Origin of the sequence: Burkholderia sp. BKH01 (genome assembly GCF_025685725.1) — a bacterium.
Lineage (GTDB): Bacteria > Pseudomonadota > Gammaproteobacteria > Burkholderiales > Burkholderiaceae > Burkholderia > Burkholderia pyrrocinia_C.
Map to the genome: position 1 here is coordinate 384,953 of NZ_JAOTQT010000005.1, position 20,458 is coordinate 405,410.

General features: G+C 68.0%; 19 protein-coding genes. 11 read left to right on the forward strand and 8 right to left on the reverse strand.

Annotation, left to right across the window (positions count from 1 at the left end; all coding sequences use genetic code 11):
- Positions 1-40 precede the first annotated feature (40 nt).
- Positions 41-970: a 2-hydroxyacid dehydrogenase gene (locus OEJ37_RS11615; protein WP_263344360.1), complete on the reverse strand. Its 930-nt coding sequence runs from the start codon at positions 968-970 to the stop codon at positions 41-43.
- 166 nt (positions 971-1,136) lie between these two features.
- On the opposite strand from OEJ37_RS11615, the gene OEJ37_RS11620 reads away from it, so the two are divergent.
- From OEJ37_RS11620 to OEJ37_RS11640, 5 genes are all read left to right on the forward strand, one after another.
- On the forward strand, positions 1,137-2,060 hold the full coding sequence (locus OEJ37_RS11620) for an ABC transporter substrate-binding protein (RefSeq protein ID WP_174419435.1): 924 nt from the start codon (positions 1,137-1,139) through the stop codon (positions 2,058-2,060).
- Positions 2,057-3,235: an ABC transporter permease gene (locus tag OEJ37_RS11625; RefSeq protein ID WP_175918556.1), complete on the forward strand. Its 1,179-nt coding sequence runs from the start codon at positions 2,057-2,059 to the stop codon at positions 3,233-3,235. The genes OEJ37_RS11620 and OEJ37_RS11625 overlap by 4 nt, the downstream gene beginning before the upstream one ends.
- Positions 3,232-4,170 (forward strand): ABC transporter ATP-binding protein, encoded by a 939-nt coding sequence (locus OEJ37_RS11630; RefSeq protein ID WP_152856503.1) that lies wholly within the window; start codon positions 3,232-3,234, stop codon positions 4,168-4,170. Before OEJ37_RS11625 ends, OEJ37_RS11630 begins: the two co-directional genes overlap by 4 nt.
- Positions 4,167-4,943, forward strand: a complete 777-nt coding sequence (locus OEJ37_RS11635; protein WP_263344361.1) for an ABC transporter permease — start codon at positions 4,167-4,169, stop codon at positions 4,941-4,943. Before OEJ37_RS11630 ends, OEJ37_RS11635 begins: the two co-directional genes overlap by 4 nt.
- 219 nt (positions 4,944-5,162) lie before the next feature.
- Positions 5,163-5,834 carry a lytic transglycosylase domain-containing protein gene (locus OEJ37_RS11640; RefSeq protein ID WP_263344362.1) on the forward strand — a complete coding sequence of 224 codons (672 nt, stop codon included), beginning with the start codon at positions 5,163-5,165 and terminating at the stop codon, positions 5,832-5,834.
- A 45-nt stretch (positions 5,835-5,879) separates the two neighbouring features.
- On the opposite strand, the gene OEJ37_RS11645 is transcribed toward OEJ37_RS11640, so the two are convergent.
- Positions 5,880-6,755 carry a LysR family transcriptional regulator gene (locus tag OEJ37_RS11645; protein ID WP_175918560.1) on the reverse strand — a complete coding sequence of 292 codons (876 nt, stop codon included), beginning with the start codon at positions 6,753-6,755 and terminating at the stop codon, positions 5,880-5,882.
- A 169-nt stretch (positions 6,756-6,924) separates the two neighbouring features.
- On the opposite strand from OEJ37_RS11645, the gene OEJ37_RS11650 reads away from it, so the two are divergent.
- Positions 6,925-7,998: an alkene reductase gene (locus OEJ37_RS11650; RefSeq protein ID WP_263344364.1), complete on the forward strand. Its 1,074-nt coding sequence runs from the start codon at positions 6,925-6,927 to the stop codon at positions 7,996-7,998.
- 201 nt (positions 7,999-8,199) lie between these two features.
- On the opposite strand, the gene OEJ37_RS11655 is transcribed toward OEJ37_RS11650, so the two are convergent.
- Genes OEJ37_RS11655 through OEJ37_RS11680 form a run of 6 tightly spaced genes read right to left on the reverse strand, consistent with a single transcriptional unit; the run spans position 8,200 to position 15,235 of the window.
- Positions 8,200-8,640 (reverse strand): dihydroneopterin aldolase, encoded by a 441-nt coding sequence (locus OEJ37_RS11655; RefSeq protein WP_034180809.1) that lies wholly within the window; start codon positions 8,638-8,640, stop codon positions 8,200-8,202.
- Positions 8,637-9,269 (reverse strand): sarcosine oxidase subunit gamma, encoded by a 633-nt coding sequence (locus tag OEJ37_RS11660; RefSeq protein ID WP_152856507.1) that lies wholly within the window; start codon positions 9,267-9,269, stop codon positions 8,637-8,639. Before OEJ37_RS11660 ends, OEJ37_RS11655 begins: the two co-directional genes overlap by 4 nt.
- Positions 9,259-12,270 carry a sarcosine oxidase subunit alpha family protein gene (locus OEJ37_RS11665; RefSeq protein ID WP_263344365.1) on the reverse strand — a complete coding sequence of 1,004 codons (3,012 nt, stop codon included), beginning with the start codon at positions 12,268-12,270 and terminating at the stop codon, positions 9,259-9,261. The genes OEJ37_RS11660 and OEJ37_RS11665 overlap by 11 nt, the downstream gene beginning before the upstream one ends.
- Positions 12,267-12,566, reverse strand: a complete 300-nt coding sequence (locus OEJ37_RS11670; protein WP_065501223.1) for a sarcosine oxidase subunit delta — start codon at positions 12,564-12,566, stop codon at positions 12,267-12,269. Before OEJ37_RS11670 ends, OEJ37_RS11665 begins: the two co-directional genes overlap by 4 nt.
- A 22-nt stretch (positions 12,567-12,588) precedes the next feature.
- Complete coding sequence (locus tag OEJ37_RS11675) at positions 12,589-13,833, reverse strand: sarcosine oxidase subunit beta family protein (RefSeq protein ID WP_006480591.1); 1,245 nt, start codon at positions 13,831-13,833, stop codon at positions 12,589-12,591.
- Positions 13,834-13,849: 16 nt separating this feature from the next.
- On the reverse strand, positions 13,850-15,235 hold the full coding sequence (locus tag OEJ37_RS11680) for an L-serine ammonia-lyase (protein WP_034180814.1): 1,386 nt from the start codon (positions 15,233-15,235) through the stop codon (positions 13,850-13,852).
- Positions 15,236-15,519: 284 nt separating this feature from the next.
- On the opposite strand from OEJ37_RS11680, the gene OEJ37_RS11685 reads away from it, so the two are divergent.
- The 5 genes from OEJ37_RS11685 (at position 15,520) to OEJ37_RS11705 (ending at position 20,392) form a co-directional block, all read left to right on the forward strand.
- Positions 15,520-16,593, forward strand: coding sequence for a GlxA family transcriptional regulator (locus OEJ37_RS11685; RefSeq protein ID WP_175918562.1), 1,074 nt, complete (start codon positions 15,520-15,522; stop codon positions 16,591-16,593).
- Positions 16,594-16,782: 189 nt separating this feature from the next.
- The gene (locus tag OEJ37_RS11690) at positions 16,783-17,487 is read left to right on the forward strand and encodes a FadR/GntR family transcriptional regulator (RefSeq protein WP_263344367.1); all 705 of its coding nucleotides are present in this window, start codon (positions 16,783-16,785) and stop codon (positions 17,485-17,487) included.
- Between the two features lie 70 nt (positions 17,488-17,557).
- Positions 17,558-18,448, forward strand: a complete 891-nt coding sequence (gene ltnD, locus OEJ37_RS11695) for an L-threonate dehydrogenase (RefSeq protein WP_006489132.1) — start codon at positions 17,558-17,560, stop codon at positions 18,446-18,448.
- Positions 18,449-18,467: 19 nt separating this feature from the next.
- A complete protein-coding gene (gene otnK, locus OEJ37_RS11700; RefSeq protein ID WP_263344368.1) occupies positions 18,468-19,754 on the forward strand; it encodes a 3-oxo-tetronate kinase in 1,287 nt (428 codons plus the stop codon).
- Positions 19,751-20,392, forward strand: coding sequence for an aldolase (locus OEJ37_RS11705; protein ID WP_411859257.1), 642 nt, complete (start codon positions 19,751-19,753; stop codon positions 20,390-20,392). The genes otnK and OEJ37_RS11705 overlap by 4 nt, the downstream gene beginning before the upstream one ends.
- The last annotated feature ends 66 nt before the right edge of the window (positions 20,393-20,458 follow it).

Genomic DNA, 20,458 nt, shown 5'->3' on the forward strand with positions numbered 1-20,458 from the left:
CGGTCGCCGTCCGCACTGTTTTATCTCCGAAAACCCCGACTCAAACGGGCGTCAGCACCGGCTGCCCCGCGAAATGCCGCGCGGCGTTATCGAGAAACTGCTGCACCGAACGATCGAGCGCCTCGGGCGACCAGCCGCCCATGTGCGGCGTCAGCACGACGCTGTCGAGATCCGTCAGCGCGCGCGGCGGCTCCGGTTCCCCTTCATACACGTCGAGCCCCGCGCCCGCGATGCGCCCTTCGCGCAGCGCATCCGCCAAAGCAGCGGTATCGACAACGCTGCCGCGCGATACGTTGACGACAAAACCACCGGGGCCGAGCGCGTCGAGCACCGCGCGGTCGATCATGTGCCGCGTGCCCGCGCCGCCCGGCGTCGCGACGATCAGGAAATCGGCCCACTGCGCGAGCGCGTCGAGCCGGTCGAAATAGCGGTAAGGAACATCCTTCGCGGAACGGTTGTGATAACCGATCTCGATGTCGAAGCCGGCCGCGCGGCGTGCGCACTTCTCGCCGATCTTGCCGAGCCCGACGATGCCGAGCTTCTTGCCCGACACGTTCGGCGGCATCGGCAACCCTTCGCGCCATACACCCGCGCGGGTTTTCGCATCGAGCCGCACGACGCCGCGCACCGCCGCGAGCAGCAGCGCGAACGCGTGATCGGCGACGCAATCGTCGTTGGTACCGGCGCCCGTCACGACCGTGATGCCGCGCGCCTTCGCATGCGCGACGTCGATATGCTCGTAGCCGGCGCCGAGCGCGCTAACGAACGTGAGCCGCGGGAGCCGGTCGATGTCGGCAGCGGCGAGGCCCGTGCTGCCGTTGGTCAGCACCGCGCGAATCGTGCCGCCGTGCTCGGCGATCGCGCGTTCGCGTTCTTCGGCGGTCGGGGCGTAGCGCACGTCGAACGACGCGGCGATCTCGCGATGCGCGTCGCCGCGCAATGCGATGAGGACCAGCAGCTCGGGCTTCATGTCAGCAAGTGTCCGCAGGCGGGAACGGATTTCAGTGTAGCAAGCTCGCATGACGGCTGCGGGTTATCCCCACACGGGCTGTGGACACGCCGCCGCACGCGGTTTGCCAAAGCCGGCTCAGTCAAGTAACTTTCGGCGTACGCCCCCGTCCTGGAGATTGGCCCTGATGAAGCTCGCCCTGCCCGCCCGGATCCTGGGCCTCGCATTTGCCGCCGCCCTCGTCGCGCCCGGCGCACACGCCGACACGCCCGTCGTGGTGTCGTCGAAGATCGACACCGAAGGCAACCTGCTCGGCAACCTCATCGCGCAGGTGCTGAAGGCCCACGGCATTCCGGTCACCGAAAAGATCGCGCTCGGCACGACGCCGATCGTGCGCAAGGCGCTCACGAGCGGCGAGATCGACATCTACCCCGAATACACGGGCAACGCCGCGTTCTTCTTCAACAAGGCCGACGATCCCGTGTGGAAGAACGCAAGTCAAGGCTACGACACCGCGAAGAAGCTCGACTACGCGGCGAACCGTCTCGTGTGGCTCGCACCGGCGCCCGCGAACAACACCTGGGGCGTCGCCGTGCTCGCGCCTGTCGCGCAATCGCAGCACCTGAAGACCTTCTCCGATTTCGGCAAGTGGATCGCGGGCGGCGGCAAGCTGAAGCTCGCCGCGTCGGCCGAATTCGTGAACAGCGCGTCCGCGTTGCCTTCGTTCGAGAAGGCGTACGGCTTCAAGCTGAAGCCCGAGCAGCTCGTCGTGCTGTCCGGCGGCGACACGGCCGCGACGATCAAGGCCGCCGCGAACCAGACCGACGGCGTGAATGCCGCGATGGTCTACGGCACCGACGGCGGCATCGCGTCGAGCGGCCTCGCGGTGCTCGACGACGACAAGCACGTGCAGCCGGTCTACGCGCCGACGCCCGTGATCCGCGAAGCCGTGCTGAAAGCGCATCCGCAGATCGCCGATTACCTGCAGCCCGTGTTTGCAAGCCTCGACCTGAAGACGCTGCAGGCGCTGAACGCGCGCATCCAGATCAACGGCGAGCCGGCGGCCGGCGTCGCGAAAAGCTATCTGAAATCGAAGGGCTTCGTTAAATGACGGGTCGCGCGGCAGCGTCCGCGCGGCGCGTGACACCCGACAAGGTCGGCATCCTGATCGGAGTACTGACGATCGTCGGCGTGCTCGGCCTGCCGTTCGCGGTGCTGCGGCCGAACCGGATCGCGGCCGGCGCCGATCTGTCCGTGTTCGCCGCGCTGCCCGCCATGCAGGGCGCTGTGTTCGCCGCGCTATGGATCGCCGGCGCGCTGTGGGCGATGACGGCGAGCCGCCCCGCGTGGCGGCTCGCGGCCGGCAGCGCGTGGCTCGCGACGCTCGCGTATGCGGTCGGCGTAGCCGCGACGCACGTCGTCGCACCCGACGACATGCTCGCGCGCGTGTCGCCCGCCGCCGGCGTCTGGCTGCTGCTGTTCGCGTGGGCCGTGCTCGTCGCCGATGCGCTCGCGCGACTCGCGTTCGGCCCGTGGCGGCGCCTCGTCGCGCTCGTCGTCGCGATTGCGGCGATCTCGGTGCCGCTCGCGAGCGGCTGGTGGGACGGCCTCTCCGTGATGCGCGAATACGCGGTGCGCAGCGACGATTTCTGGCGCGAAGCAACCCGGCACGTGTCGCTCGCGGGCGGCTCGGTCGCGGCCGCGCTCGTCGCCGGTGTGCCGCTCGGCATCGCGTGCGCGCGCATCGCGGCGGTGCGCACCGTCGCGATGCCCGTGCTCAATGTCGTGCAGACGATCCCGAGCATCGCGATGTACGGGCTGATGATGGCGCCGCTCGGCCTGCTCGCCGCGCACGTGCCGCTCGCGGCCGCGCTCGGCATACGCGGGATCGGCGTCGCGCCGGCCGTGCTCGCGCTGTTCCTGTATTCGCTGCTGCCGATCGCATCGAGCGTCGTGGTCGGGCTCGAGCAAGTGCCGCCGCACGTGACCGAAGCGGCGCGCGCGATGGGCATGACGCGCGCTCAGCGGCTGCTGCGCGTCGATCTCGTGCTCGCGCTGCCGGTGATCCTGAGCGGCGTGCGCATCGTGCTCGTGCAGAACATCGGCCTGACCGCGGTCGCCGCGCTGATCGGCGGCGGCGGGTTCGGCACCTTCATCTTCCAGGGGATCGGGCAATCGGCCGCCGATCTCGTGCTGCTCGGTGCGATCCCGACGATCGCGCTCGCACTGGCGGCCGCCGTCGTGTTCGAAGCCGCGACGTCGCTCGCGAAGGGGCGTGCGGGATGATCGAAATCGAACGTGTCGGCAAACGCTTCGGCGACGTCGTCGCCGTCGACGACGTATCGCTGACGATGAAGCGCGGCACGATCACCGCGCTCGTCGGCGCGTCGGGCAGCGGCAAGTCGACGCTGCTGCGCATGATCAACCGGCTGATCGCGCCCACCAGCGGCACGATCCGCATCGACGGCGTCGATACGGCGAGCGTCGCGCCCGAGCAGCTTCGACGCGGCATCGGTTATGCGATCCAGGGGCATGGGCTGTTTCCGCACTGGAGCGTCGCGCGCAACATCGCGACCGTGCCGCGCCTGCTCGGCTGGCCGCCTGCGCGCATCGAAGCGCGCGTGAACGAATTGCTCGACCTGTTCCATCTCGCGCCGGCCGAGTTCGCCGACAAGCTGCCGCACGAATTGTCGGGCGGCCAGCAGCAGCGCGTCGGCGTCGCGCGCGCGCTCGCGGCCGAGCCCGGGATGCTGCTGATGGACGAACCGTTCGGCGCGCTCGATCCGATCATTCGCGGCAAGGCGCAGGACGACCTGTTCGCGTTGCAGCGCCGCCTCGGCGTCACGGTCGTGATCGTCACGCACGATATCGAGGAAGCGCTGAAGCTCGGCGACACGATCGCGGTGATGGACGGCGGACGGCTGCTGCAGGTCGCGCCGCCCGCCGAGATTCTCGGCAAGCCGGCGGCCGGCGTCGTCGAGCAGCTCGTCGCGGGTGTCGACCGGCCGCTGCGCCTGCTCGCGCTGACGCCAATCGACGCGGTAGCCGAACCCGGTCATGCCGACGGCGAACCGATCGCCGCGACGCGCACGCTGCGCGATGCGGTGTCCGAGCTGCTGTGGCGCGGTGCGGACGCGCTTCCCGTGGACGACGGCAACGGCCGCGTCGCGCGCCGCATCACGCTCGATGCGATTCGTGCACACGCGAGGAAACCCGCATGACGACGCACAGTGCGCGGCCAACGCGCTCGGCGCTGCGTCGGCGGCTGCCAGCGTATGCGGCCCGTGCGACCGCACTCGCGCTGCTGCTCGTGCTGCTGTTGCGCCCTGCATGGCTGCAAGGTCTGTTCGCGCCGTTCGCGGACAACGGCGCACCGGTCATCTACGATCGCGCGAGCCTGCTCGACCTCACGCTCGCGCATCTCGGCACGGTCGCGCTGTCGAGCCTGATCGGCACGATCGTCGCGGTCGCGGCCGGCATCTTCGTCACGCGGCCGGCCGGCGCGGATTTCCTGCCGGTCGCGCGCAGCGTCGTCGATATCGGCCAGACTTTCCCGCCAGTCGCGGTGCTCGCACTTGCGGTGCCGGCCGTCGGCTTCGGATTGAAACCCGTGCTGATCGCGCTCGTGCTGTACGGGCTCCTGCCGATTTTCGAAAGCACGATCGCGGGGCTCGAAGACGTGCCGCGCGACGTCGTCGACGCCGCGCGCGGGATGGGGATGAGCGGCTGGCAGCAACTGGTGTCGGTCGAGCTGCCGCTCGCATTTCCGGTGATCGTCAACGGCATCCGGCTCGCGGTCGTGATCAATCTCGGCACCGCGACGATCGGCTCGACGGTCGCCGCGCGCGGGCTCGGCGACGTGATCATCGCGGGCCTGCAGACGTCGAACACCGCGTTCGTGCTGCAAGGCGGCGTGATCGTCGGGCTGCTCGCGGTGCTCGTCAGCGATGCGATCGGCGCGATTGCGCGGGTGGCTGCCGCGCGGCGCGCATAGGCGGTTCGCGTCGCTTTTCCATGCACGGGAAATGAGGATACGATCCCGGAACCGACGGTGACATTCATCCGGACTCCGATGCGTGCCCATGCAACGATCGGCCCACCGGTCATCGCGATCCGATACAAGCCTACACGGCGCTTTCATTCGAGCCGGCGCTCGACCACCGGCGCCGATTGGCCGATATACTATGCGCCTCCCAATTTCCCGCACTCCACCATGCGACGGTTTCTCTGTCTGATCGTGCTTTCGCTCGGCATCGCGCAACAGGCATCGGCGCAGCAAGCGTCCGCGCTGCCTGCGTCCGCGCCCGAAGCAGCCGCATCGGCACCGTCCGTCGCATCCGCGCCGCTCGCCGACGCCAACGATCAGCCGAACGAAGCAAACCGCCGCATCACGGCCTACCTGTCGAAGAAATTCGGCGTCGCGAAAGAACGGGCCGCGAAGCTCGCCGATATCGTGAGCGTTACCGCGACGAAATATTCGCTGCCGCCGGCTCTCGTTTACGCCATCATTTCGATCGAATCGCGCTTCCAGGAAAAGGCGCGCGGCCAGCATGGCGCAACGGGGCTGATGCAGGTCGTGCCGGCCGCGCACCGCGGCCTGCTGCGCAACGTGAAGGATCTGACCGAGCCGAACGCGAACGTCGAAGCGGGCTCCGCGATCCTGTCGGGCTATGTGAGGGCGGCGGGCGGCAACGTGCAGGCCGGGCTGAAGAACTATGGCGGTTCGAACGCGTATGCGGCGAAGGTGATGCAGCGGGTCGATTCGTTCCGGTTCGTGCTCGAACCTGACGACGACGCGAAAGCCGCGAACGATACGAAGGCACGGATGGTGCCGGTCAGCGAATCGTCGACGTCGGCGCCGGCCACGAACCGCAGCACCCGCTAAGCGCGTTCCGCGCGTACTCCCGATACTTTCAGGCCGCTCGAGACGCTAGGCCTGCGCGAAATGCTCGCGCAGAAACTCAATGAAAATCTGCGTCTTCGCGGGCAACAAACGCGTTTCCGTCATCGCATAGACCGGCACCGGCGCGCCCTCCCATCCAGGTAGCACGCGACGCAACCTTCCTGCGGCCACGTCGTCGGCCACGACCTCCTCCGGCATCTGGATGATTCCCGCATCGTGCACGGCCAGTTGCCGGATCATGCCGACGCTGTTCACGACGAAGCGACCACCCACCGGCACCTCGACCTCCCGCGCATCGTCATGCAGCGTCCACGCATCGACGCGCTGCACGCTCAGGCACTGATGGCGCGTCAGGTCGTCCGGCTCGCGCGGCTCGCCCGAACGCTCCAGATAGCGCGGCGACGCATACAGGTGATTGCGAAACGTGGCGAGCCGCCGCGCGACGAGCTGCGAATCCGCCGATTCGCCGATGCGGATCGCGACGTCGAACGGCTCGCTCACCAGATCGACGCGCCGTGACGTCAGCTCGAAATCGAACGTCAGCTTCGGATGACGGTTCGCGAATTCGACGATCAGCGGCGTCAGGTAGATCACCGCGAAATCGACCGGAAACGACGCGCGCAGCACGCCCGCCGGTTCGGCCAGCAGTTCGCCGAGCTGTTCGTGCGCGAGCCGCGCCTCGTCGACGATGCGCTTGCAACGCTCGAAATACAGCTGCCCGGCCTCCGTCAGCTCGATCCGCCGCGTCGTGCGATGCAGCAGCCGCAAGCCGATCGCTTTTTCCAGCGCGCCGATCCGCCGCGACAGCGTCGAATTCGGCATGCCCAGCGCGTCGGCCGCGCTGCGAAAGCCCTTCGCCTTCACGACCTCCACGAACAGCGCCATGTCGTTCAGCAGCTCCACGCCCACTGCTCCATCAATGGATCAATGTTATCCAAATTACCATATTTATCTCGAAAAAGAAGCAATGGATGATGCACACGTGGAGGCGAGGTCGGCGCAACGTGCGCGGCCGCCGCCCGATGCGGGATCGCCCCGATCCTGCATCCCGAACTTCGAGGAGTCACGCATCATGGACGCACTGTTCACCCCGGCCCGTGTCGGCCGCTACACGCTGCAAAACCGCCTGGTCATGGCGCCGATGACGCGCAGCCGCGCCGCGTTCGACGGCACGCCCGGCGAACTGGCCGCCGAATACTATGCGCAGCGCGCGGGCCTCGGCCTGATCGTCAGCGAAGGTACGCAACCGTCGGACGACGGCCAGGGCTACCTGACGACGCCCGGCATCTACACCGATGCGCACGTCGCCGGCTGGAAGGCGATCAGCGACCGCGTGCATGCGCGCGGCGGCCGCCTGTTCATCCAGTTGATGCACGTGGGGCGCATGTCGCACCCCGACAATACGCCGCATCATCGCCAGGGCGTCGCGCCGTCGGCGATCGCGCCGGGCGTGCCGATGTTCACGGTGAAGGGGATGCAGGAGATTCCCGCGCCGCGCGCGCTGACGACGGACGAGGTGCGTGACACCGTAAACGACTTCCGCTTCGCCGCGCGCCGCGCGATCGAGGCCGGCGCCGACGGCGTCGAGATCCATGGCGCGAACGGGTATCTGGTCCAGCAGTTCTTCGCGCCGAACGCCAACACGCGCAGCGACGCCTACGGCGGTTCGATCGAGAATCGCGCGCGCTTCGCGATCGAGGTCGCCGAGGCGATCGCCGACGAGATCGGTGCGGACCGCACGGCGATCCGCCTGTCGCCCGGCACCACGTTGTGGGGGATCGACGAAGGCGCGGAAGGGCCGGACCTGTATCGCCACCTGGCGACGCAGCTCGACCGGCTCGGCCTCGCGTACCTGCACGTGATGCACCAGGGCGACGAGCCGCTGCTCGCGGACCTGCGCGAGCGCTGGAGCGGTACGCTGATCGTGAACCGGCCGGGCCGCACGCGCGACGCGATCGGCACGGATGTCGCAACGGGCCTCGCCGATCTCGAAGCGTACGGCCAGATGGTGCTCGCGAATCCGGATTTCGTGACGCGGCTGAAGACCGGCGCGCCGATGAACGACGCGCAGCGCGACACGTTCTTCGGCGGCGATGCGCGCGGGTACGTCGACTATCCGGCGTTGAGCGGCGCGGCTGCGGCGTAACGCATCCGCACGGCGCGATGCCGCGACACGCCGGAACGGGTGTCGCGGCATCGGTTCGTTACGGAGACAACATAAGGCGGAAGGCTTTGTTCCGATATTTCAGGAACAAAGCCTTCCGCCTCGACGGCACTCAGATTGTTCTGATATTTCAGGAACAATGCACATCGGCAAGCCGCGGCCGACTGCTGCCATCCGGCCGCATCAAATCTGCCCCGCCGCCCCCGTCCACCGCAAATAATCCCCGCGCGTCCAGTCGAGCGACACGCCGACGCGCTTCGTGCCCGGCCGGATCTTCGGCTTGTACACCGACAGCGTCAGCGACTCCAGCGCCGGCCATTCGCGAAACGACAGCACCGCGATATCGGCGACGAGCGTCTCCAGCAGCCGCGTATGCGGCTTGTGCGACAGAAACGACGCGACGCGCGCGCAATAGCCGTCGTAATCGATCCACTCGCCCTGCTCGCTCGGCTCGCAGCGATACCCAAGCCGCGCATCGATCACGATCGGCTGCGGCGCTTCATGCTCGTGCGCGTGAATGCCGATCCGCGCGGGCACCTTCAGTTCGTCGACGAACACGCTCCAGCCGCGCCCGCGCAGGCGCGGCGCGTCGATCGCCACGAACGGTTCGTCGAACGGCTTCATGACGCGAGCGGCTCGGCGGCGTCGAGCATGATGCGCACGAAGTAGTCGGCGAAGCTGCGGCGCAGCACGATCTCGTACGCATCGTCGCCGGTCGGGATCAGCACGATCGACGCCTTGAAGTAATGCGACTGCGCGCACTGGCCCGGCTTGAACGCACGCGGATGGAGATCGAGCGGGCAGCCGCGCGCGAGCACGTCGCGCACGCGTTCGCCGCTGATCTCGACCACCGTGTAGCCGCTGCCGACATCGACGGCCGCCGAATACGTGCCCTGCACGGCCTCCGCGAGCTTTGCCTCGAGCACGCCGGCCTGCACCGGTCCGTTCGAGCGCACGAGCCACTCGTCGGGGCCGAGCCACAGCACGTCGTACTCCGCACCGCGCACGGTCGTGTTCGGCTGAGCGGGCGGCCGGCAACCGACCACGCGCTCGAACGCGCTCACGAACGCCGGATCGCTCAACTCGCCGCGCACGTTGACGAGATCGAGGAACGGCCGCTCGCGCAGCTTGAACTTCTTCGATGCGCGCGCCTGGTGCGTCTTCAGCACGTCGGTCGCGCCGACGAACGGCGATTCAAGCGTCACGCCGCCCGCGCCCGCCACCTGCGTCTGGTTTCTCGTTTCATTCCACATGCTGACGCACCCCTTCGGTATCGTAGAAAACCGGGCTCGAGATCTTCGCGGTGATGCGCTTGCCGTTGGCCAGCGGAATCACGACGCTCTCGCCCATCTTGTTCAGGCCGCCCTTCACCACCGCGAGCGCGATCGAGCGCTTCAGGATCGGGCTGTAGTAGCTCGACGTCACGTGGCCGATCATCGGCGTCGGATCGACCGCCGACACCTGCGTGTCCTTCTCGATGATCTGCGCGCCTTCCGGCAGCACGAACTGCTCGTCCTCGGTCAGCAGGCCGACGAACTGCTTGCGACCTTCCTTCGCGGTGTCCGAGCGCGCGAGCGAACGCTTGCCGAGGAAGTCCTTCGACTTCGCGACGACCCCGCCCATCCCGAGGTCGTACGGCGTGACCGAGCCGTCGGTATCCTGGCCGACGATGATGTAGCCCTTCTCCGCGCGCAGCACGTGCATCGTCTCGGTGCCGTACGGCGTGATGTCGAACTCGGCACCGGCCACCATCAGCGCTTCCCACACCGCGCGGCCCGCGTTCGCCGGCACGTTCACTTCATAGGCCAGTTCGCCCGAGAAGCTGATCCGCATCACGCGCGCCTTCGCACCCGCGACGGTGCCGTTGCGGTAGCTCATGAACGGGAACGCTTCGTTGCCGAAGTCGATGTCCTGGCACACCTTCTGCACGACCTTGCGGCTCTTCGGGCCGACCACCGCGAACGTCGCCCAGTGATCGGTGACGGACGAGAGCCGCACCTTCATGTCGGGCCATTCGGTCTGCAGCCAGCGTTCGAGCCACGTGAGCACGCGCGCCGCGCCGCCCGTCGTGGTCGTCATCATGAAATGCTGGTCGGCGAGGCGCACCGTCACGCCGTCGTCGAACACCATCCCGTTCTCGTCGAGCATCAGCCCGTAGCGACACTTGCCGACTTCGAGCTTGTTCCACGGGTTCGTGTACATCCAGTTCAGCAGCTTCACTGCGTCGGGGCCCTGGATGTCGATCTTGCCGAGCGTCGATGCGTCGAGGATGCCGACGCTGTTGCGCACCGCGAGGCATTCGCGCTTCACGGCCGCATGGAGATCCTCGCCGTTCTTCGGGAAATACCACGGCCGCTTCCAGTTGCCGACGTCCTCGAACAGCGCGCCGTGCTCGACGTGCCATTCATGCACGCAGGTCTTGCGGATCGGGTCGAGGAAATCGCCGGTCTCGCGGCCCGCGAACGTGCCGAACGACACGGGCGTGTAGTTCGGGCGGAACGTCGTCGTGCCGGTTTCCGGAATCGACTTGCCGAGCGCCTGCGCGAGGATCGCCATCCCGTTGATGTTGCCGAGCTTGCCCTGGTCGGTGCCGAAGCCCATCGCCGTATAACGCTTCACGTGCTCGACCGATTCGAAGCCTTCGCGCGCGGCGAGCAGGATGTCGGCAGCCGACACGTCGTTCTGGAAATCGACGAACTGCTTCGGCCCGCGCGCCGCGGCCTCGCGGCTGCCGACGAGCCACAGCGGCTGCAGTGCGCCTTCGACGGTTTCGGCGACCTGCGGCGCGACCGGGCGCTGCGCGGCCGTGAAGCCCGCCGCCTTCGCCGCTTCCGCGCCCGCATCGACCGCGAGCCGCAGTGCGCGCGCCAGGCCGAATTCGCCGGCCGCCGCACCGATGCTCGACTCCGCCTGCACGGGCTTGCCCGGCAGGAAGCATGCCTTCTCGTCGTTCCAGCAGGCCTTGCCGCCCGACTGCGCGAACAGGTGCAGCACGGGGCTGAAGCCGCCCGACATCGCGACGAGGTCGCACGGCAGCGTCTGCAGCTTGCCGCCCACCTGGCCGTTCGTGCTGGACGCGACGTCGACCGACGATACGCGCCACTTGCCCGATGCGCCCGTCACGACGGTGCCGCTCATCACCGTCACGCCCTGCCGCTTCGCGGCGGCCGGCAGCGCGCCGTTCGACGACGCGCGCGAATCGACGACCGTCACCTTCGCGCCGCACGCCTTCAGGTCGAGCGCGGTCTGGTACGCGCGGTCGTTGTTCGTGAACACGACCGCGTTGCGGCCCGGCAGCACGCCGAAGCGATGCACGTAGGTGGACACGGCCGACGCGAGCATCACGCCCGGCAGGTCGTTGTTGCCGAACACGATCGGACGCTCGTGCGCGCCGGTGGCGAGGATCACGCGCTTCGCGCGGACCTTCCACAGCAGCTCGCGCGTGCCCTTGCGCATCGACACCGGCAGGTGATCGGTCAGGCGCTGCGTGACCGTCACGAGGTTGTGGTCCTGGTAGCCGAACGCGGTGCTGCGCGACAGGATCGTCACGTCGGGCAGCTTGCGCAGCTCGGCCTCGATCTTCTCGACCCACTGCAGCGCGGGCTTCGCGTCGATCTCGGCGCGGCACGACAGCAGGCTGCCGCCGAGCTCGCGCTGGTCGTCGACGAGGATCACGCGCGCGCCGGCCACGGCCGCCGCATGCGCGGCCGCGAGACCCGACGGGCCGCCGCCGACGACGAGCACGTCGCAGTGCGCGTAGCACTTGTCGTAGCGATCGGCGTCGAGCGCCTCGGGCGCCTTGCCGAGGCCGGCCGCCTCGCGGATCTTCTCTTCATACTTCGGCCACATCTTGCGCGGCCACATGAAGGTCTTGTAGTAGAAGCCGGCCGGCAGGAAGCGAGAGAACTTCTGGTTGATCGCGTACTTGTCGTTCTCGAGCGTCGGCTCGGCGTTCACGCTCGTCGCGACGAGCCCCTGGTACAGCTCGATTTCGGTCGCGCGCGCATTCGGCACCGTGTACGGGCCCGATTCGAGCTGCACGACGGCATTCGGTTCCGCGACGTCCGCGGTCACGATCCCGCGCGGACGGTGGTACTTGAAGCTGCGCGCGACGAAGTGCACGCCGTTCGCGAGCAGCGCGGACGCGAGCGTGTCGCCCTGGAAGCCCTGGTACGTGCGGCCGTTGAACGTGAACGTCAACGGAATCGCGCGATTGATGCGGCCACCGGTGCCGAGACGGTCTTTCTGGCTCATTTGCTCGTACCCTCTTCGTGTGCGTTGCCGGCAGCTGCGCCACCGAACGTTTCGTAACCCTTGATATCGTAGGTCACCGTGTCGCGCGTGGCCTTGAACCAGCGGCGGCAGCCCTGCGTGTGCAGCCATTGCTCCTTGTGCAGCCCGCGCTTGTTCTCGCGCATGAACACGTACTCGCCCCATTCGCGGTCGGTCATGTTCTCGTTGTTGACGGGGCGCACGATGTCGGCTTCGCCGCCGCACGAGAATTCGGATTCGGCGCGCGGCCCGCACCACGGACATTCGATCAGCAACATGTTTCTTTCTCCAATGGTGGGGTTAGTGCGCAACGGCGGCAGCGCCGTGCTCGTCGATCAGGTGGCCCGTGTAGAAGCGGTCGAGTGCAAACGGCGCGTTCAGCGGATGCGGTTCGTCGCGAGCGATCGTGTGCGCGAACACCCAGCCCGAGCCGGGCGTCGCCTTGAAGCCGCCGGTGCCCCAGCCGCAGTTGAAATAAAGGCCCTTCACGTCGGTCTTGGTGATGATCGGGCACGCGTCCGGCGACACGTCGACGATGCCGCCCCACTGGCGGTTCATCCGCACGCGCGAGAACACCGGGAACATCTCGACGATCGCCTGCAGCGTGCTCTCGATGATGTGGAAGCTGCCGCGCTGGCCGAAGCCCGTGTACTGGTCGATGCCCGCGCCGATCACGAGGTCGCCCTTGTCGGACTGGCTGATATACGCGTGCACCGCATTCGACATGATCACCGAGTTGACGACCGGCTTGATCGGCTCGGACACCAGCGCCTGCAGCGGGTGGCTTTCGATCGGCAGGCGCACGCCGGCCATGTCGGCGAGCGTCGTCGTGTTGCCGGCCGCGACCACCGCGACCTTCTTCGCCTTGATGAAGCCCTTCACCGTATCGACGCCGACCACCGCGCCGCCTTCGCGGCGAATGCCCGTCACCTGGCAGTTCTGGATGATGTCGACGCCCGCACGATCCGCGCCGCGCGCGAAGCCCCAGGCCACCGCGTCATGGCGCGCAACGCCCGCGCGGCGCTGGATCGATGCGCCGAGCACCGGATAGCGGCTGTTCAGGTTGATCGTCGGCTCGATTTCCTTGATCTGCGCGGGCGTCAGGAATTCGGCATCGACGCCGTTCAGCCGGTTCGCGTTGACGCGGCGCTCGGTGTCGCGCACGTCCTGCAGCGTGTGCGCGAGGTTCATCACGCCGCGCTGGCTGAACATCACGTTGTAGTTCAGGTCCTGCGACAGACCTTCCCACAGCTTCATCGCCTTCTCGTACAGCGCGGCCGATTCGTCCCACAGATAGTTCGAACGCACGATCGTCGTGTTGCGCGCGGTGTTGCCGCCGCCGATCCAGCCCTTCTCGAGGATCGCGACGTTCGTGATCCCGTGTTCCTTCGCGAGGTAGTACGCGGTCGCGAGGCCGTGGCCGCCGCCGCCGACGATCACGACGTCGTATTCCTTCTTCGGTTCCGGGCTCTTCCACTGCTTTTCCCAGTTCTCGTGATACGAGAGGCCGTTGCGGAACAGGCTGAATATCGAGTAGCGGCTCATGATGATTGACCCTTCGTTAGCATTCGATGACGTTCACGGCGAGACCGCCGCGCGACGTTTCCTTGTATTTCGTCTTCATGTCGGCACCCGTCTCGCGCATCGTCTTGATTACGGAATCGAGCGACACGTAGTGCTGGCCGTTACCCTTGAGCGCCATGCGCGATGCGTTCAGCGCCTTGATCGCGCCCATCGCGTTGCGCTCGATGCACGGGATCTGCACGAGCCCGCCGACTGGATCGCAGGTCATGCCGAGGTTGTGCTCCATGCCGATCTCGGCGGCGTTCTCGACCTGGTCCGGCGTGCCGCCCATCACGGCGGCAAGCGCGGCCGCGGCCATCGAGCACGCGACGCCCACTTCGCCCTGGCAACCGACTTCCGCGCCGGAGATCGACGCGGTTTCCTTGTAGATGATCCCGATCGCCGCGGCCGTCAGCAGGAATTCGACGATGCCCGCTTCGTTCGAGCCCGGCACGAACTTCACGTAGTAGTGCAGCACCGCGGGAATCACGCCGGCCGCGCCGTTGGTCGGCGCGGTGACGACGCGCCCGCCCGCCGCGTTTTCCTCGTTGACGGCCATCGCGTACAGGTTGACCCAGTCGAGCATCGATAGCGGGTCGCGCAGCGACTCTTCCGAACGCGCACGCAGGTTGCCGTTCATCTCGGCCGCGCGGCGCTTCACGCGCATCGGGCCCGGCAGCTCGCCTTCGACCTTGCAGCCGCGCTCGACGCATGCGGCCATCGTGCGCCAGATCGCGAGCAGCCCGGCGCGCACTTCGTCGGCGGGGCGCAGCGCGCTTTCGTTGCGCAGCATCAGCTCGGCGATCGACAGCCCGTGTTCGCGGCACTGGCGCATCAGGTCGTCGCCGGTGCGGAACGGATAGGGCACCTCGACCGCCGCGCGCACGCCGTTCACGCGATCGCCGTCGCGGTTCACGACGAAGCCGCCGCCGACCGAGTAATACTCTTTCTCGACCAGCAACTGGCCGTGTTCGTCGAATGCCTGGAAGCGCATCCCGTTCGGGTGCACGATGCTCGTGCCGCTCATCAGCTTGCGAAAGAAGCCGATGTGCTCCTTTTCCTCGAAGCGGACCGTCTGCTTGCCGAGCAGCGACAGCGACTTCTCCGCGCGGATCGCGGCGAGCCGCGGCTCGATCAGGTCGGGATCGATCGTGTCGGGCAGGTGGCCCTCGAGGCCGAGCAGCACGGCCTTGTCGGTGCCGTGGCCCTTGCCGGTCGCGCCGAGCGAGCCGTACAGCTCGACCCGCACGCGGCGCACGAAGCCGAGCAGGTTCGCGTCCTCCACGTGCGACGCGAAGCGGCACGCGGCGATCATCGGGCCGACCGTATGCGAACTGGACGGGCCGATGCCGATCTTGAACAGGTCGAACGCGCTGACGTTCATCTGGCTTCCTCTGGATGACATGCGTGGAATGACGTTGGGCACCAGTACATCAAAGCGTAAAATTGGCCGATAGAACAAAAACGGCATCGGCGTGGGATAGCGCCGCCAAGCGCCGCGCCGGCCGGTGCAAAAGTACGGTTTGGCGATGGTTCGCGACGGAAAACCACAAGTCCGGCCGAAGCCGATCGGCGACGCTGGCTACATCCGCGCCGCCCCGGCAGCCGTACCCGCAACCAGAGTGAAACGAGTGAGACCGCCTGCCCGGCGTGACGAGATTGGCCGCGATGACACCCGACGTACCCGCTTCCCCCCTTGCAGAACCCGCACCGCGGCGCATCCGCTTCGGCATCGTGCTGCTGCCGAACTTCACGCTGACGGCGTTCTCGGGCTTCGTCGACATGCTGCGGCTGTCGGCCGACGACGGCGACTACAGCAAGCCCGTGCGCTGCGCGTGGAGCGTGATCGGCGAGACTCTCGCGCCGGTGCGCGCGAGCTGCGGGATCCAGATCACGCCGTGGGAGACGTTCGACGCGGCCGAGCCGTTCGACTATGTGGTCGTGGTCGGCGGGCTGCTGCATTCGGGGCCGCAAGCCGGCCCCGAAACGCTCGACTTCGTCCGCCGCGCGGCGGCCGGCGGCGCGACGGTCGTCGGGATCTGCACCGGCGTGTTCACGCTGATGCGCGCCGGCGTGCTCGACGGCTACCGCACCTGCGTGAGCTGGTTCCACTACTGGGATTTCATCGAACGCTTCCCGTCCGCCGATCCCGACCTGCTGATCGCCGACCGGCTGTTCGTGATCGACCGGCGCCGGATCACCTGCTCGGGCGGCCGCGCGTCGATCGACGTCGCCGCCGCGATCCTGCTGCGCCATTTCGACCACGCGACCGTGCAGAAGGCGCTGCGCATCCTGCTCGTCGGCGAGATGCAGAAGGGCAACGCGCCGCAGCCGCATCCGCCGGGGCTCGAACCCGCGACGCATCCGAAGGTCAAGCGCGCGATTCTCCTGATGGAACAGCATGTCGGGCGCACGCTGCCGCTCGAGGAACTCGCGTGCAAGCTCGACCTGTCGACGCGGCAGCTCGAGCGGCTGTTCAAGGCCGAGACCGGCAAGAGCCCGCAGGTGTTCGCGAAGCAGGTGCGGCTGCGCACGGCCGCGTGGCTGCTGACGAGCTCGGACCGCACGGTGGCCGATATCGCGTCGAGCTGCGGGTTCGCCGATGCGTCGCACCTCGGGCGCGAATTTCGCAAGCAGTTCGGCGTGCCGCCGGCGGCGTATCGCGAGCGCGGCGGCGAAGCGGTGGAAGCCATCGTGGCGCCGGATGCGACGACCGACCCCGTCGAGGACGTCGCCGACTGACGGCCACGGGCACCCGGCCCCTCCCTGACCGACCGTAGAGCGGCACGCAATCGCGCCGGTTTCCATTCTTTTGGAACCGGTTTCAATCAATTTGACCGACGTTGCACACCGTAAATCGAGGGTTATCCCGGATGCTTCACTTCGCTCAAATTTGTATGATGACCACATCACCTTACAAACCAGAGCGCCATGTTCGAGAAAATTCCCGCCCGCGCGATGAGCGATCACGTCGCGCAGCAACTGCTCAAGCAGATCGAAGTCGGCAGTTTCTCGGCCACCGGCAAGCTGCCGACCGAAGCCGTGCTCGCGCAGGAATTCGGCGTGAGCCGCACCGTGATCCGCGAGGCGATCTCGCGGCTGAAGAACGAAGGCGTGGTCGAGCCGCGCCAGGGCAGCGGCGTGTACGTGAACCAGCACGGCGCGATCCGGCCGCTGCGGATCGATTACGCGGAAGCCGTCGAGGCGAGCTCGCTGCCGCACCTGCTCGCGGTGCGCCGCGCGATCGAGGCTGAAGTCGCGGCCGAAGCCGCGCTGCACCACTCCGCCGACGACATGGCCGACATCGACGACGCGCTGCGCAAGATCGACGCTGCAGTCGCAGAAGGTCGCGACGGCGTCGCGGAAGACGTCGCGTTCCACCGCACGATAGCCGCCGTCACCGGCAACCCGTATTTCCTGAAGACGCTGCAGTTCCTGAACCAGTACCTCGAAGCCGGCGTGAAAGTCACGCGCAGCAACGAAGCGACGCGCGAGGATTTCTCGCGCCAGGTGCGCGAGGAACACGCGGCGATCGCCGACGCGATCCGCGCGCGCGACCCGATGGCGGCGCGCAACGCGGCGCGCACGCACATGTACAACGCCGCCCGCCGTCTCGCGAAAGCCGGCATCTGCTGAAGCCGGCGGCGCCTGCCGAGCCAGGCGCCGCCGTTGTCCCGAACCTCTCCCGAATCGATCAAGGTTGACCATGTCACGAAATGTTGGAGTCATCGGCCTCGGCGCGATGGGCCTCGGCGTCGCCCGCTCGCTGCTGCGCGCAGGTTTGCGCGTGCACGCATGCGATGTGCGCGACACCGTGCTGCAGGCATTTGCCGCGGAAGGCGGCATTGCCTGCGCGACGCCGGCCGAACTCGGCGCGCAGTGCGACGTCGTCGTCACGCTCGTCGTCAATGCCGCACAAACGGAAACCGTGCTGTTCGGCGAGCACGGCGCGGTCGCGGCGATGAAGCCGGGCGGCGTCGTGATCGCGAGCGCGACCGTCGCGCCCGAATTCGCGGTCGCGCTCGGTGCCCGCATCGAGGCCGCCGGCCTGCAGATGCTCGATGCGCCCGTGTCGGGCGGCGCCGCGCGCGCGGCATCGGGCGAGATGACGATGATGACGTCCGGCCCGGCCGCCGCGTACGCGGGCTGCGAGGACGTACTCGCCGCGATCGCCGGCAAGGTCTATCGCCTCGGCGACGCGCACGGCATCGGCTCGAAGGTGAAGATCATCAACCAGTTGCTGGCGGGCGTGCACATCGCGGCGGCCGCCGAGGCGATGGCGCTGGGCCTGCGCGAAGGCGTCGATGCCGACGCGCTGTACGACGTGATCACGCACAGCGCCGGTAACTCGTGGATGTTCGAGAACCGCGTGCCGCACATCCTGAACGGCGACTACACGCCGCTGTCGGCCGTCGACATCTTCGTGAAGGATCTCGGCCTCGTGCTCGATACCGCGCGCCGCAGCAAGTTCCCGCTGCCGCTGTCGGCCACCGCGCACCAGATGTTCATGAGCGCGTCGAGCGCCGGCCACGGCGGCGAGGACGATTCCGCCGTGATCAAGACCTTCCCCGGCATCACGCTGCCGCCCGCCCGCTGATTCGTACGACGTTCCCGCCATGACCGCTTCCGCTTCCCGTCCCCTGCTCGGCTGCATCGCCGACGATTTCACCGGCGCGACCGATCTCGCGAACATGCTCGTCAAGAGCGGCATGCGCACCGTGCAGACGATCGGCGTGCCCGCCGGCAATGCAACGCTCGACGCCGACGCGATCGTCGTCGCGCTGAAGTCGCGCACGATCCCCGCGGCCGATGCCGTCGCGCAATCGCTCGCCGCGTACGAATGGCTGCGCGCGCAAGGCTGCCGGCAGTTTTTCTTCAAGTACTGCTCGACCTTCGATTCGACCGACGCGGGCAACATCGGGCCGGTGGCCGACGCGCTGCTCGATGCGGCCGGCGGCGGCTTCACGATCGCGTGCCCGGCATTCCCCGAGAACGGCCGCACGATCTATCGCGGCCTCCTGTTCGTCGGCGACGTGCTGCTGAACGAGTCGGGCATGGAAAACCATCCGCTCACGCCGATGAAGGACGCGAACCTGGTGCGCGTGCTGCAGCGGCAGACGAAATCGCCGGTCGGCCTGATCCGCTACGACACGATCGCGCTGGGCGCGGCCGCGGTGCGTGCGCGGATCGACCAGTTGCGCGCGGAAGGCGCGCGCTTCGCGATCGCCGACGCGCTGTCCGACCGCGATCTCTACGTGCTCGGCGAAGCCTGCGCGGGCCTGCCGCTCGTCACCGGCGGCTCGGGCATCGCGCTCGGCCTGCCCGCGAATTTCCGCCGCGCGGAGCAACTGCCCGACCGCGACAACGCGGCGTCGCTGCCGCGCATCGACGGGCTGTCGGCCGTGCTCGCCGGCAGTGCGTCGAAAGCAACCAACGCGCAGGTCGCCGCATGGCGCGCGACGCGGCCGAGCTTCCGCATCGATCCGCTCGCGGCGTCGCGCGGCGAGCCCGTCGTCGCTGAAGCGCTCGCCTTCGCGCGCGCGCACCTGCCGCAGCCGGTGCTGATCTACGCGACCGCCACGCCCGACGAAGTGAAGGCCGTGCAGCAGGCGCTCGGCGTCGAGGCGGCCGGCCATCTCGTCGAAAGCACGCTCGCGGCGATCGCGCGGGGCCTGCGCGAACTCGGCGTGCGCAAGTTCGTCGTCGCCGGCGGCGAGACGTCCGGCGCGGTCGTGCAGGCGCTCGACGTGAAATCGCTGCAGATCGGCGCGCAGATCGATCCGGGCGTGCCCGCCACGGCCACCATCGATGCGCAGCCGCTCGGCCTCGCGCTGAAATCCGGCAACTTCGGCACGACGGACTTTTTCGACAAGGCGCTGCGCGCGCTGGACGGAGCCGCATGATGAGCGACGAAGCGAAACTGCGCGAAGAGATCTGCGTCGTCGGCGCGAGCCTGTACGCACGCGGCCACGCGGTCGGCAGCGCCGGCAACATCAGCGCGCGCCTGCCCGACGGCTGGCTGATCACGCCGACCGACGCGTGCCTCGGCCGGCTCGACCCGAACGACATCGCGAAAGTAGGCCTGGACGGCCAGCCCGTATCGGGCGGCAAGCCGTCGAAGACGCTCGCGCTGCATCGCGGCATCTACGCGCGCAACGCGGAAGCGAACGGCGTCGTCCACACGCATTCGACGCACCTCGTCGCGTTGACGCTCGCGGGCGTGTGGCGCGACACCGACGTGCTGCCGCCGATCACGCCCTACTACGTGATGAAGGTCGGCCACATTCCGCTGATCCGTTACCGCCGCCCCGGCGACCCGGCCGTCGCGGCCGAAGTCGCGGCGCTCGCTGGCCAGGTGCGGGGCGTGCTGCTCGACCGCCTCGGCCCCGTGATGTGGGGGCCGTCGGTGTCGCACGCGTCGTATGCGCTCGAGGAGCTCGAGGAAACCGCAAGGCTGTGGCTGATGACGAACCCGAAGCCCGAGCCGCTTTCCGACGCGGCGCTCGACGAACTGCGCCAGACCTTCGGCGCGCGCTGGTAACGCGGCGCGCACCACGTACCGATCACGCACCGATTCCCATGCCCGCCGTGTGCGCGGGCTTTCCGT